The following is a 12,984-nucleotide window of genomic DNA, read 5'->3' on the forward strand; positions in this document are numbered from 1 at the left end:
ATTAATTTCTTATCTAATGAAGAAGGTAGTGTTTAGATGTCCATTCGTTTAAGACTTTTATTATCCAATCTTGCCATGATTCTTGTGCCCATCATATTTGTCTGCTTATCTGCGCTGTTAGTGGCCTTACTTTTTAGAGGGGATATAAAAGAATTGCGAAACATCTACCTCCCGCCGGAGCACTACGATCATATGACGGAAAAAAATCAATTATTAATTGATCTACACAAGGAAACAATGAAAAACCCCGGGACATTTTTGGATCAAACTTATTTAAAGAAGATTGATAGTCAACTAAATAAAACGGGTGGCACCTCATTAGCTGTGAGAAAAGGTAAGCAAATGATTTATTTACCCGCAAAATTAAAAGGATTAGAAATGAATGAACTTCCGCCCTTTGGCTTCTTTGGCGAAGTAGACCCGGTCGAACGAATTGATCATCAATTTATCTCGATAAAAAAGCTTGATTTTTTCTATCCTGACGGTGCAGAGGGGTCATTGTTCTTTGTTACGGATGCCAGCAGTTTTGCCAAATTCGTAAGGGCCTCCTTCCCGATTTTATTTATTGTCTTGATCATAATCTTAATCGGGACGAATGGATTGTTGACCTACTATGTGTCAAAAAGCATCATACTTCCTATTCGGCGATTACAAAAAGCTGCCAAGCGAATGGAGGATGGCGACCTGACACTACCCATTCCGGTAACATCCAAAGATGAAATGGGACAGCTTGCCCAAGGGTTCGAAGAAATGAGAGTGAGGTTAAAAGAATCGATTGAAAAGCAGCTCGCATATGAGGAAAATCGTAAAGAACTGATCGCCAATATTTCTCATGATTTAAAAACGCCGATTACGACCATTAAAGGATATGTGGAAGGGATCAAGGATGGTGTCGCCAACAGCCCTGAAAAAGTCGATCGTTACATTCAAACGATTCATTCAAAGTCAATTGAATTGGATCATATGATTGATGAACTCTTTTTATACTCCAAACTAGATTTACAGCGGCTTCCTTTCCATTTTGAAACCATTCATTTTGATCACTACCTTCAGGATTTTGTGGAGGAGCTTCGCTTTGATTTGGAGGAACAGCAGGTTGAAGTCAACTTACGCATAGAGAAAAATGGCGATTATCTCATCATCGGGGACCGTGAGCATTTGAAACGGGTGATCACCAATATTGTCGATAATTCTTTGAAGTATATTGATAAACCGGACAAAGTACTTTCGTTTCATTTATCGACAGTAGATGATGATGTTCTTTTCAGCATGACGGACAATGGCCCAGGGATTTCGGAAGAGAATTTATCAATCATCTTTGACCGCTTTTATCGCGTCGATACGGCGCGCGGAACGGAAAAGGGCGGAAGTGGATTGGGGTTATCGATTGCAAAGCGAATTATCGAGGAACATCATGGTTCGATCTGGGCAGAAAGTGGGCAAGGACAGGGAACAACTATTTCTTTTACGTTAAATAAAGCAGGTGAACTTAAGTGAAACGTATTTTAATTATTGAAGATGATAAGAGTATTGCCGAGCTTGAACGGGATTACTTAGAAATAGAGGGATTTTCGGTTGAGATTGCTTTAACTGGTGACGATGGCTTAAGCAAGGCTTTAAGCGAAAATGTCGATTTGGTCCTGCTCGATCTTATGCTTCCAGGGGTTGATGGCTTTCAAATCTGCAAAGCAATCCGAACCGAAAAGGATATTCCTATTTTAATGGTTTCGGCCAAAAAAGAAGACATTGATAAGATTCGTGGTTTGGGATTGGGGGCAGATGATTATATTGTCAAGCCCTTTAGCCCAAGTGAGCTGGTCGCAAGGGTGAAGGCACATCTCGCTCGGTATCAACGACTAATTGGAAAGGAACCCCAAAATGACAGTATTATGATCCGGGGTCTGCGGATTGATCAGGGCTCTAGACGGGTTTATGTCAATAACCATGAGGTGGTTATTACGACAAAGGAGTTTGATGTACTGACCTTTTTTGCCCTTCATCCGAACCATGTGTTTAGCAAGGAACAGTTATTTGAAAAGCTATGGGGCTATGATTCCTTGGGTGAAATTTCAACCGTTACCGTCCATATTCGAAAGATCCGCGAAAAAATCGAAACCGACCCATCCAATCCCCAATACATCGAAACCGTCTGGGGCGCCGGCTACCGGTTCAAAGCGTGAGAGGATGGTGCCAAGGGGACGGTTCTGGTGGCTTTTTTTAGGACCTAGTTCTTAAAGCAACAATAGAAATTCATAAAAAAGGATAGGTAGATTATGTCACATTTTATTCAGTCCATCTTTGATTTGCTTTCCAACCTTGGCTACTTAGGCATTGCCCTTGGTTTAATGGTAGAAGTCATTCCAAGTGAAATCGTCTTAGCCTATGGCGGTTATTTAGTTTCCATCGGAAAAATTTCCTTCGTGGGTGCAGTGATCGCAGGGACAATCGGCGGTCTGATTGCGCAATGGTTTTTATATTGGTTAGGGCGATATGGGGGAAGACCGTTCCTCAATAAATATGGAAAATATTTATTGATTCAGCCGCATCATATCGATCTTGCCCAACAATGGTTTAGCAAATTTGGGTCAGGCGTTATTTTTACAGCACGGTTTATCCCTGTTGTGAGACATGCCATTTCGATTCCTGCGGGAATTGCTCGTATGTCATTCGCCAAGTTTAGCATCTATACCGTCGTTGCGATTATTCCATGGTCGATTCTTTTTCTATATCTAGGGATGACATTGGGAACGAAATGGGATCAAATTAATCAGGCGGCAAAACCTTATGTTACTCCAGCCATCATTATCGCTATTCTTTTTACAATTGGTTATGTCGTTTATAAATGGAAATTCAAGAAAAATGAAACAAAATAGAATATGGCTCAGAGGATTATATGGAATGGGAGAAGATACCAAACTAATACTTTACGTAAAAAGTAAATATTATAGCTATAACTTACATTACTGTGACCACCAAGCATATTAAGGTTGAACATTAGATCGATCACTAATTATATGAGGTGATAGAAGTGCTATGAAGGATAAAAAGAAGGATAAAATTCTAATATTATCTGCCTCATTTGGAGCCGGGCATAAACAAGTGGCAAATGCGCTTAAGGAAGCCGTAAATTCTAAGCTTCCCAATGTAGAACCACTCATTATAGATATCATGGAGTGGTTACATCCCTACGTGTATCCTATAAGTCATTACTTTTACAATCGACTCATTAAAATGGTTCCTCAGGTGTATAGCTATCTTTATAAAAGAACACGTGAAAGAAATGTTTTCTCTGAGAAGTTAAATACTTTGTTTACAATGGGAACGTATTCCATGCTTGATATTATTGAAAAAGTTCAACCCATTGTTGTTGTTAGTACCTACCCGTTTGCTGCGGGGATCATGTCTAATTAAAGGAAAATGGTTTAGTTAGCATTCCCGCTGTAACGATAATAACAGATTACACAGACCATTCTTATTGGATCTATCCCTTTACGGATCAATATATTGTGGGATCTCAGCAGGTAAAGGATCGACTGACAGCTTTAGGGGTAGAAAGCCATAAAATTAAACCTACGGGCATACCTGTTCGTAGTAAATTTGTGAACACACAGTCGCGAGAAAGACTCGCTAAAAAATACAATCTTCATTCTACCTTATTCACTCTTCTTGTCATGGGCGGCGGAGAAGGCTTTATCGGAAAGGGGCTTTCGACCTTTCACGCTTTAGAGGAGATTTCATCACCCATTCAAATCATTATCGTTTGCGGACGAAATATGAAATTAAAACATCAACTGGAGGAATTGCTTAGCAACTCAAAACATCATATTCTTCTTCTGGGATATAGTGAGAATGTAAATGAGTTGATGGAGCTTTCTGATTTAATGATTTCGAAACCTGGCGGGGTCACAACATCAGAGGCAATGGCGATGGAGCTTCCTTTGATGATTTATCGTCCACTTCCTGGCCAAGAAGAAGATAATGCCAATTTCTTAGTGAAATCAGAATTAGCGATATTAGCTAAAAATGATGAGGATTTAATTGGCAAAATTGAAAGTGTCATGAAGGACAGGACACCACTAAATACGATGAAACAAAGGGCAAGGCAATACCACTCCAAGACCTCAGCCATTGATGCTCTTGAGGAAATTATTCGGACGATAGACCAAGTAAAAGAACAAGAAAATGCCTTTATACTAATGGGAATGAGACCAAGTATTTAAAAAATGGTTAGCCACACCTGTTTTCCTTTGAACACAGTGTTTACCTATTTTGGAAAAAAGATCGTTGTATTTTCAAGGATGAATACTTACATTAGAAAAGATTTGGAGCGTGTGTAAATGAACTACTCTAGTGAAAAAGACAGTAATAATAAGAAATACCAATCCAAAACCCGGCAGATGTTAAATAAAGTACCAGAAGTCACAATCTTCTTCTGGATCATCAAGATCCTGGCTACGACGGTGGGAGAAACGGCAGCCGACTTCCTGAATTTTAACCTAAAATGGGGCTTAACAAATACGACGATCGTTATGGCAGTCCTATTGCTCATCGCACTTTTCTTCCAGTTCCGATTGAGGAAATACGTGCCAAGTATTTACTGGCTCGCAGTCGTGATGATTAGTGTCGTTGGCACGCTTGTAACTGATAATTTGGTGGACAACCTTGGTGTATCACTAGTGACGACAACGATCATCTTTGGTGTGGCATTAGTGGCGACTTTTTGGGCTTGGTATGCAAGTGAAAAAACACTTTCCATTCACTCTATCTACACCTCCAAGCGGGAGGCGTTCTATTGGTTGGCTATTCTGTTCACTTTCGCATTAGGTACTGCTGCAGGTGACCTCATTGCAGAGGGTCTGAACATGGGCTACTGGAAGTCGGCACTCATGTTTGCTATTCTCATTGGGGTGGTTACCTTTGCTTATTATCGATTGAAGTTGAATGCAGTGCTGTCCTTCTGGATTGCCTACATCTTGACCCGTCCTCTCGGCGCTTCTCTTGGCGACTTTTTGTCACAGCCGCGTAAAGACGGCGGTCTTGGTTTAGGTACGGTGGGGACGAGTGCCATCTTCCTTGTCACAATTTTATGCTTGGTCATCTATCTGACGAAGACGAAAAGAGACGAACTTCCTCGTCCAACAACAGAATAATCGTAGTAGTAAATAACACATGGAGAGGATCTTTTCATGAATCTTAAATCTCATCTAATCATCGGTTTTATCTTTAGTTTAGTCTGTGTAGTCGGGTTCTGCGTGCTATCTTTGTTAATAAGTGACCATAAAATAATCAATTTTGATAGCAATGTAATAGCAGCTATTCAGGGACTGGAAACACCATGGTTAACAAAAGTGATGAAATTTTTCACCTTTGTTGGTTCAACACCAGTTGTCATCATTCTTAGTATCTTGTTAATCATTTTTCTTTATAAGGTCTTGCATCATCGTTTGGAATTAATTTTATTCGTTTCAGCCATTATCGGCTCGGCAGTCATAAATCAAGTTTTGAAACAAGTCTTTCATCGCGTCCGTCCCAATTTTCATCGTTTAATTGATATTTCAGGGTTTAGTTTCCCAAGCGGTCATGCCATGAATGCCTTTACCGTGTATGTGATCATTTCCTTCTTACTTTGGCGTCATATTCCAAGCAAGTGGGGAAGAGGCTTGTTAATTTGCTTAAGTGCTGTCATGATTCTAGCGATTGGAATCAGCCGCATCTATTTAGGAGTCCATTATCCTAGTGATATTATTGGTGGATACTTAGCGAGCGGATTCTGGTTAGCGGTCGCCATTTGGTTTTTCCAATATTATAAAGAAAAACGATATAACAAAAAATTAAAACGTAGTTAACTCCCTAAATAATGAAGCATAAGAAAATGAAGTATACGATGTTTCATGCCTATATAGAGCCAAATGGAATAAAGAAGCTAACAATTTATTGTTAGCTTCTTTCGCTTCTTGTTTAGATAAATGGAGTTTTGAAATATTAAAAAGGTCAACCACTATATTTTTGAAAATGACATTGACTTTCATTCTCAATTAAAATATAATTTTTTTGAGTTAATTGAAAATGATTTTCATTATTAAACAAATAAAATTGTATACATAAGGAGGAAATTATGAGGAGAAAGCTAGTTACTATACTAATGATTTTACTTACAGCTTTTATTATTCTTCCGAGGAACAGTTTTGCTGCTCTTGTATCGGATGATTTGCAGCAAGCAAACAGTATCATTACTCAAACTATTCAATCAGTGGATAAGGGTGAAATGGATGCAGCCTCCGAGCACTTCAAGACCTTTAGAACCACATGGCTTTCAATAGAAGATGGAGTAAAAAAACAATCACAGCAGGCTTATCATGATATTGAAGATCACATGGGGCAAGTATCATTTGCTTTAGCTCAACAACCTGTTAATCAAGAAAACGTGAAAAATGCACTTTTAGGATTAAAAAACATCAATCAAAAGTTTATAGATGGTAAGTTCGCCGCAACGTCCGGTAAAGGCAGCAACAACTCTGATCAGAAGGGGAATGTAGCGGATTTGGTCTCTTTACTTAATCAGTCGCTCGCAAAAATTAACGACAATGATATTCAGGGTGCAAAAGACGATATAGAAAAATTTCGTCAATCGTGGTTGAATGTCGAGGGTGTAGTCCTTACCCAATCCTCCAAAATATACAGTGATGCAGAAAGAGATATGGTTGCGTCATACTCGATGCTATCCTCCAATGATGTATCAGGAGCTAAAAAAACTATTGAAGGAATGCGAGATTATCTTTCACCACTTGTCAGTAAAACAAGTTATAACATGATGGATGCGATTACGATTCTTCTTCGTGAAGGTTTAGAGGGATTACTTGTCGTTGTTGCCTTGCTAGGCTTTTTAAGAAAAGCAGGTCATGAAGAAAAAAGTAAATGGATTTGGCTCGGGGTTGGGGCAGGAATGGGAGTAAGCATTATTCTTGGCACCATTGTAAACCTTTTATTTTCAGCAGGGGCATTTGGCAGTAATAATTTCTTAATTGCAGGCTGGACAGGGGTCTTTGCAGCAGTCATGCTTCTATATATGAGCTACTGGCTTCATAGTAAGTCAAGTATTGCAGAATGGCAGAGATACATTCGTACACAAAGTACAAAAGCACTGAATACAGGTAGTCTATTTTCTTTAGCCATTCTATCTTTTCTTGCCGTTTTCCGCGAAGGGACTGAAACCGTTCTATTCTTTATTGGAATGGCTTCTTCAATAAAATTAACATCTCTTTTATTGGGCATTGCCATTGGACTCTTCATACTTGTTATTTTATCTTACCTCATTCTGAAGGTAGGGTTAAAAATACCGATGCGTCCATTCTTTTTGGTATCTAGTATTCTAATGTTTTATTTATGCTTCAAATTTACAGGCATGGGAATTCATGGATTGCAGCTTGCAGGACTATTGCCTGCCACCCAAGCTCCCATTCCAACGATTGACTTTTTTGCCTTGTATTCAACATGGGAGAGTTTGATCCCACAGATGATTTTGTTAGTTATTGCGGTAATTGCCGCATTCCTAAATAAAAGAAAAGATAATAAAGTAAAGTTACAATCAGGGGGAAACGTAAATGAAATCGCGTAAATGGATCGTTCCAATTTTATTAGCCTCTTCTTTAACATTGGCTGCGTGTGGTGGAGCAAATTCAGACAAAAAGACTGAGGAAAAAAAGACAACAGTTTCCATTAGTGATGGTGCGAAGGAAATGAGACAAACCATTTCTGATTTGAAAACACAATTAAATACAAAAGATGCAGCCAAAGTAAAAACAAGTGGAGAAAATCTAGAAAAATCTTGGCAAACATTTGAAGATGATGTGAAAGAAAAGAATGCTGATTTGTACGAAAAAGTTGAAACGCCACTTCATATCATTGAAGCGGGAGCAAAAACAGAACCACTTGATGAACAAACCCTTACTAAAGCAGCAGATGACCTTGATACGGTATTAGCTGATGTGGAAAAATTAAAATAAGAAAAGGGCAAGCGCCCTGTAGCTGGACAATTCTCGAAGCCAAAACTTAGAAAAAAATGCGGTAACTCCTGTTGGGACTTACCGCATTTTTTTCTAATTATTAATTTGAAACTAACTTTAAAATAACAGTCGTTCCTTCATTCACCTCACTTTCAATGATGATCCCGCCATTGTATTTTTCGATTAAACGATGTGCGATCGCTAACCCTAAGCCATAGCCACCCTGTTTTCTACTTCTTGCTTTATCTACGCGGTAAAAGCGATTCAAAACCATAGGAATGTCATGTTTAGGAATACCTATACCTTTGTCCTTTATTTCAATTTGCACGAAATTTTCCTTTTTTTGAATCGAGCATTTGATCCATTTCTGTTCTTTCGAGTACTTTACGGCATTATCCAATAATATAACCAATATTTGCTCCAGGTGTCTTGGTTGAAAGGCGATTAAACTTCCTTCTAAATTCTTCATGTCGAGAATGAACTCAAAATCGTTATGGAGGTTTTTGAAATTTCTTAGAGTATTTTCGATTACTGGTATCGGATTCATCCATTCGATTTGTTCTTTTTGTTTTTCGGATTCCGCCCTAGAAAGTTCTAAAAGCTCTGAAACAAGATCACTCAAATATTTGACTTCCTCTAGTGTTGATTCCAATGACTCATCTAGCAATTTAGGGTCGTTTTTCCCCCAGCGTCTTAACATGGTAAGATTACCGCGAATAATGGCAATCGGTGTGCGAAGCTCGTGTGAAGCGTCTTCGACAAATTGTTTTTGCTGCAAAAATGATTCTTCAAGCTTATCCATTGTCTCGTTGAACAACTCTCCAATTTCTGTGATTTCATCCTTGATACCATTGGAAGGTACTCTTTCGTGTAATCCAGTTTTCTGAATTTTTTTCATCGTATGGAGGATGTTTTTTACCGATTTTAATAATTGTTTCGCGATAATAACCCCACCAAAGCCGCTTAAAACAATGGAACCCAAACCAGCTAAAAGCATGACAATGATGAATTTATTTAGGAGTCCGTCAAAAATCTCCATGCTTTGAATAATCTCGATCGTTCCTGTACCGTTATTCAGTAATAAAGGACTACGAAAAATGAGAAATCGATTTTCACTTGTTTTTATTTGGTCAAACTCTTCCGTTTGGACAACTTTTGAAGGAATATTTTCATCAGGAACATCTTGAGATGCCGAAATGAGCGTTTCCCCATTGGAATTTAGAATACGGATCATTTGATGATTTCCGCTTAGTCTTTCAATATAATCACTACTTGAATAAATATCCTGCTCATTTAGTGAATTGGTTTTCGAACGTTCGTGATAATAGGCTTTTGTTTCTTTCATCTTTTGCTCAATGACATTGTTTTCTTCCGTAAGCATCCAACTATTTAAAACAGAATATTGAAGGATATTGTATAAGACGAATAAAATAAATAGCAGCAGGGAAGACCATAATACGAGTTTATACTTGATTGGAAGAGCAGAAAATTTTATCATTTTCGAATCACATATCCAATTCCTCTTACGGTTTCAATAAATGGCTCACCGTTTGATGTCTGAAGTTTGTTTCTTAAATAACTAACATAAACATCTACGACATTTGTTTCAACTTCAATATTGTACCCCCATACTTTTTCTAATAACATCTCCCGTGTAAGCACGAGACCAATATTCTGAAGGAAAATGATCAGTAAATCATATTCCCTTTTGGTTAATTCAATTTCATCATTGCCACGTTTTACAGTTCGAGCCATTGTGTCGACTTCTACATCATGAAAGGTAAGTGTGGAGTGCTGTTGCTTGCTCCTTTCAGCCCGGCGGAAGATAACACGGATCCGTGCTAACAATTCCTCCGTTGCGAATGGCTTAGGAATATAATCATCTGCACCGCTATCTAAGCCGGATACTCGATCCATCACGCTGTCTCTGGCCGTTAACATGATAATAGGTGTATCTTTGACAGCACGTATTCTTCGGCACACCTCTAACCCATTTAGCCCTGGAAGCATAAGATCTAATAAGATTAGGTCCCAATTTGATTGTAAGGCTATTTCTAGACCTTCTCTTCCATCATTAGAAACCGTCACTGAAAATCCTTCATATTGCAGCTCAAGAACAATAAATTTAGCTAATTTTTCTTCATCTTCTATTAATAAAATATTCTTCACTTGTATCGCTCCTACGTGCGTGTTGTGAGTCATTTAATAAAATTAGTTTATCACAACAATTGGAATTAAATCTGAAAATCAGGACTCTCGTCAGTATATAGGAAACTCCCTTTCACGGAATGTAAAAGGGAGTTCAATTTCAACTTCTCGTATAGGTATGCAAATCTTCATAACTAGAAAGAATTAGTCGTTTTCGTTTTCTTTCCCGTTATCTTGTTCATCCTTACTATCATCTTCTGATTTCGTGATCTTTCCTGTTTTTGCATCAACTTTTACATCATAGCTTTTGCTGTCCTTGGCTGCCACATGAACACCATAAACGACAGAGCCATCTTCATCTTCTAATTCTACTTCCTTAACGGTACCATCTGTATATTTTTGCAATACAGTGTTTGTTGCTTGTTCTTGCGTAATAGTAGCTTCTTTTTGCAATTTTGCTTGCTCATTTGGATCTTGTTTTTCTTCTTTAGTCTTTTCTTGTTGGCCTACTGCTGCAGCAGGTTTCACTATATTGGTTCCAACTGCTCCTCCTCCAATAACGCCTAATGCTAATACAGATGCTAATATTTTTGTGCCAATCATGTTTATGTCCTCCTTATTTTTAAAAGCATGTCTTACAATTTCAATATTACCCATGATTCATTATGTTCCTATTTGAATTCTCTTAAAATCAGGTAAAAATTATATTAGAAATTTCTAATGGTTCGATTATCTTTTTCTTTTCATGGAAATGAGGAACAAAGATAATAATAGTAACGGTATTACAATGGAAACGATTTGTACTTGAAGTGGAACAATTTTTGTATTGCCAATTATTTTCACTGGTATGGCATCACTTGAAGTAATCACATGATACTCTTTGGAAACAACCGTTGTATATAAGTAATAATCAGCGGTATAGACCAATTGAATAGGAAGATTCACAATTTTTTCTTCATGCGGTTTCATCGTTCCGATTGTAACCGGTTGGTCGGCACTATAGTCCTCTAAATTTACCGTCCAGTTCTTTGATAAATTAGCCATCGTAATGTAAGTAAAGATATCTTTTATTTCTTTATCAGATGTATTGGTGATTTTCACTTTTATCTTCAATTCTTTCCCGGGGTACTCTGCTACTTTTGTAGGGGAGAGGATCTCAATGGTGAAATCTGAATTGGATTGAGCCTTGGCAAACCCAGAGTTAAAAACAAATAAAAACGTAAATAAAAGCAAGATAGTCAAATATTTTTTCATGTTATTCACCCCTTAAAAAATCCACTTTCTTCGCAATCAATAATGCGATAAATAAGGTTAAAAGGAAGAAAATGAACACAGGTATTAGTTCGATCAATACCTGGGAAAAAGCAAGCTTGTTGATAAAAATATCTTTCATGGCAGTCATACTTGCAGAGACTGGACTATTTTCACTTATGATCTTTGCTAACCCGGATTTTTTCATGGTTGTTGATAAAAACATCGGAATAGCGGTTATTAAGAATGCCATGATTGCTAAAATCATCGCGTTCTTAGTGGATACGAGGACGGTTGAAAAAATTAAGGCAATCGATGAAAAAGAAATAATCAATACAGTCCCAATCCCATATAAATAAAGGAGAATAGTAGGGAATAAGTTTGCCTGATACGCTAATACGAATAAATAAGGCAATGACACCAAGGTAATAATCAGCCAAAAGATAAGAATCGCTGAAAGCTTAGCAAGGATGATGTTTCTTTTCGTTAAGGGGGTTAATAACAAGCTTTCTAATGTCCCTTTTTCTTTTTCACCGGCAATCATGGTGGAGCCAATGACCATTGAAATCAATATATTAATTCCAAGTAAAAGTTTTAGCATCGTCATGACAACAGTAGGTTGATCCAATAGACTTAATTCTTTCACACTGATAAAACTAAACGATAGAATACTCATTAATAGAGAGACAACGAATAAAAAACCGATTCCTTTTCGTGAGAAAATATGTTCTCTAGTTTCTTTTTTCACTAACGCATAAAACATTTTATTGTTCCCCCTTAACATCTGACGTGAGATGGAAAAATACATCTTCCAATGAAAGGTCGTCTTTATGAATTTCTTTTTTATACTTGTCCATCAACCCTTTAACGGAACCTTCTTCTATAAGGGTTCCCGTCTTGACAATCGCAACTCGATTACAAATTTTTTCAATATCTTTTAATAAATGCGATGTGATAAAAATGGTAACACCTTTTACTTGATTTAACTGGAGAAGGATATTTTCAATATCCTTTTGTCCCTGTGGGTCTAGACCCAACGTAGGCTCGTCTAAAAAAATGATTTCAGGGTCATGAATAAGTGTACGAGCAATGCCTAACCGCTGTCTCATCCCCCTTGAATATTGCGAAATCTTTACATTGGCTTTTGCAGTAAGACTTACCAAATCCAAGAGTTCAGTGACCTTGTCCTGTCTTTGCTTCTTGTTAATCTTGTGCAAGGCAGAAAAGAATAGAAGGTACTCTTCACCGGTCATCCACTCATAATACCCGTGTGATTCTGGCAAAACGCCAATATGTGTTTTGATTTCTTCCCTATTCTTTTTTACATTTATGTTACTCACTTCTAGATCGCCGCTCGTTGGTTCAATCAGACCAATCAGCATGCGGATGGTGGTCGTTTTACCTGCACCATTAGGGCCAAGAAACCCATAAATATCTCCTTCATTTACATGTAAACTAAGATTTTTTACTGCCTCAAATCCGTTATCATAAACTTTTCGTAATTGATTCGTTTTTATCATGTAACACACCTCTTTTTGAAAAATCTCTCAAATTAATGGTAACCTATATCATTTAAGCAACC

At 37.7% G+C, this 12,984-nt stretch carries 15 protein-coding genes; 9 read left to right on the forward strand and 6 right to left on the reverse strand.

The window, feature by feature from the left end; genetic code table 11:
* The first annotated feature begins 36 nt into the window (after nucleotides 1-36).
* From ACIQXV_RS01360 to ACIQXV_RS01400, 9 genes are all read left to right on the forward strand, one after another.
* Complete coding sequence (locus ACIQXV_RS01360; RefSeq protein ID WP_402954889.1) at nucleotides 37-1,497, forward strand: sensor histidine kinase; 1,461 nt, start codon at nucleotides 37-39, stop codon at nucleotides 1,495-1,497.
* On the forward strand, nucleotides 1,494-2,180 hold the full coding sequence (locus ACIQXV_RS01365) for a response regulator transcription factor (protein WP_402954891.1): 687 nt from the start codon (nucleotides 1,494-1,496) through the stop codon (nucleotides 2,178-2,180). The genes ACIQXV_RS01360 and ACIQXV_RS01365 overlap by 4 nt, the downstream gene beginning before the upstream one ends.
* 93 nt (nucleotides 2,181-2,273) lie before the next feature.
* A complete protein-coding gene (uptA, locus tag ACIQXV_RS01370) occupies nucleotides 2,274-2,873 on the forward strand; it encodes an undecaprenyl phosphate transporter UptA (RefSeq protein WP_402954894.1) in 600 nt (199 codons plus the stop codon).
* 160 nt (nucleotides 2,874-3,033) lie between these two features.
* Nucleotides 3,034-3,411, forward strand: a complete 378-nt coding sequence (locus ACIQXV_RS01375; protein WP_402954897.1) for an MGDG synthase family glycosyltransferase — start codon at nucleotides 3,034-3,036, stop codon at nucleotides 3,409-3,411.
* Nucleotides 3,412-3,449: 38 nt separating this feature from the next.
* Nucleotides 3,450-4,220: a glycosyltransferase gene (locus ACIQXV_RS01380; protein WP_402955247.1), complete on the forward strand. Its 771-nt coding sequence runs from the start codon at nucleotides 3,450-3,452 to the stop codon at nucleotides 4,218-4,220.
* A gap of 117 nt (nucleotides 4,221-4,337) precedes the next feature.
* Nucleotides 4,338-5,150, forward strand: coding sequence for a COG4705 family protein (locus ACIQXV_RS01385; RefSeq protein ID WP_402954900.1), 813 nt, complete (start codon nucleotides 4,338-4,340; stop codon nucleotides 5,148-5,150).
* A gap of 36 nt (nucleotides 5,151-5,186) precedes the next feature.
* The gene (locus tag ACIQXV_RS01390; protein ID WP_402954903.1) at nucleotides 5,187-5,846 is read left to right on the forward strand and encodes a phosphatase PAP2 family protein; all 660 of its coding nucleotides are present in this window, start codon (nucleotides 5,187-5,189) and stop codon (nucleotides 5,844-5,846) included.
* 269 nt (nucleotides 5,847-6,115) lie between these two features.
* Nucleotides 6,116-7,615, forward strand: a complete 1,500-nt coding sequence (locus tag ACIQXV_RS01395) for an FTR1 family iron permease (protein ID WP_402954906.1) — start codon at nucleotides 6,116-6,118, stop codon at nucleotides 7,613-7,615.
* Nucleotides 7,602-8,003 carry a hypothetical protein gene (locus ACIQXV_RS01400; protein ID WP_402954909.1) on the forward strand — a complete coding sequence of 134 codons (402 nt, stop codon included), beginning with the start codon at nucleotides 7,602-7,604 and terminating at the stop codon, nucleotides 8,001-8,003. The genes ACIQXV_RS01395 and ACIQXV_RS01400 overlap by 14 nt, the downstream gene beginning before the upstream one ends.
* Nucleotides 8,004-8,103: 100 nt before the next feature.
* On the opposite strand, the gene ACIQXV_RS01405 is transcribed toward ACIQXV_RS01400, so the two are convergent.
* The 6 genes from ACIQXV_RS01405 to ACIQXV_RS01430 form a co-directional block, all read right to left on the reverse strand.
* Nucleotides 8,104-9,501, reverse strand: a complete 1,398-nt coding sequence (locus tag ACIQXV_RS01405) for a sensor histidine kinase (RefSeq protein WP_402954911.1) — start codon at nucleotides 9,499-9,501, stop codon at nucleotides 8,104-8,106.
* Nucleotides 9,498-10,172: a response regulator transcription factor gene (locus tag ACIQXV_RS01410; RefSeq protein ID WP_402954914.1), complete on the reverse strand. Its 675-nt coding sequence runs from the start codon at nucleotides 10,170-10,172 to the stop codon at nucleotides 9,498-9,500. The genes ACIQXV_RS01405 and ACIQXV_RS01410 overlap by 4 nt, the downstream gene beginning before the upstream one ends.
* Before the next feature lie 183 nt (nucleotides 10,173-10,355).
* Nucleotides 10,356-10,754: a PepSY domain-containing protein gene (locus tag ACIQXV_RS01415; protein WP_402954917.1), complete on the reverse strand. Its 399-nt coding sequence runs from the start codon at nucleotides 10,752-10,754 to the stop codon at nucleotides 10,356-10,358.
* 126 nt (nucleotides 10,755-10,880) lie between these two features.
* The gene (locus ACIQXV_RS01420; protein ID WP_402954920.1) at nucleotides 10,881-11,405 is read right to left on the reverse strand and encodes a hypothetical protein; all 525 of its coding nucleotides are present in this window, start codon (nucleotides 11,403-11,405) and stop codon (nucleotides 10,881-10,883) included.
* Between the two features lies 1 nt (nucleotide 11,406).
* A complete protein-coding gene (locus tag ACIQXV_RS01425) occupies nucleotides 11,407-12,165 on the reverse strand; it encodes an ABC transporter permease (RefSeq protein ID WP_402954923.1) in 759 nt (252 codons plus the stop codon).
* Between the two features lies 1 nt (nucleotide 12,166).
* On the reverse strand, nucleotides 12,167-12,922 hold the full coding sequence (locus tag ACIQXV_RS01430; protein WP_402954926.1) for an ABC transporter ATP-binding protein: 756 nt from the start codon (nucleotides 12,920-12,922) through the stop codon (nucleotides 12,167-12,169).
* Nucleotides 12,923-12,984: the final 62 nt, after the last annotated feature.

The organism is Neobacillus sp. NPDC097160 (assembly GCF_044762155.1).
Lineage (GTDB): Bacteria > Bacillota > Bacilli > Bacillales > Cytobacillaceae > Neobacillus.

Bases quoted from the DNA above. Each gene is read 5' to 3' on its own strand.
- ACIQXV_RS01360 (WP_402954889.1), top strand. From the start codon at position 37: ATGTCCATTCGTTTAAGACTTTTATTATCCAATCTTGCCATGATTCTT.
- uptA (WP_402954894.1), top strand. From the start codon at position 2,274: ATGTCACATTTTATTCAGTCCATCTTTGATTTGCTTTCCAACCTTGGC.
- ACIQXV_RS01375 (WP_402954897.1), top strand. From the start codon at position 3,034: ATGAAGGATAAAAAGAAGGATAAAATTCTAATATTATCTGCCTCATTT.
- ACIQXV_RS01385 (WP_402954900.1), top strand. From the start codon at position 4,338: ATGAACTACTCTAGTGAAAAAGACAGTAATAATAAGAAATACCAATCC.
- ACIQXV_RS01390 (WP_402954903.1), top strand. From the start codon at position 5,187: ATGAATCTTAAATCTCATCTAATCATCGGTTTTATCTTTAGTTTAGTC.
- ACIQXV_RS01395 (WP_402954906.1), top strand. From the start codon at position 6,116: ATGAGGAGAAAGCTAGTTACTATACTAATGATTTTACTTACAGCTTTT.
- ACIQXV_RS01400 (WP_402954909.1), top strand. From the start codon at position 7,602: ATGAAATCGCGTAAATGGATCGTTCCAATTTTATTAGCCTCTTCTTTA.
- ACIQXV_RS01405 (WP_402954911.1), bottom strand. From the start codon at position 9,501: ATGATAAAATTTTCTGCTCTTCCAATCAAGTATAAACTCGTATTATGG.
- ACIQXV_RS01415 (WP_402954917.1), bottom strand. From the start codon at position 10,754: ATGATTGGCACAAAAATATTAGCATCTGTATTAGCATTAGGCGTTATT.
- ACIQXV_RS01420 (WP_402954920.1), bottom strand. From the start codon at position 11,405: ATGAAAAAATATTTGACTATCTTGCTTTTATTTACGTTTTTATTTGTT.
- ACIQXV_RS01425 (WP_402954923.1), bottom strand. From the start codon at position 12,165: ATGTTTTATGCGTTAGTGAAAAAAGAAACTAGAGAACATATTTTCTCA.
- ACIQXV_RS01430 (WP_402954926.1), bottom strand. From the start codon at position 12,922: ATGATAAAAACGAATCAATTACGAAAAGTTTATGATAACGGATTTGAG.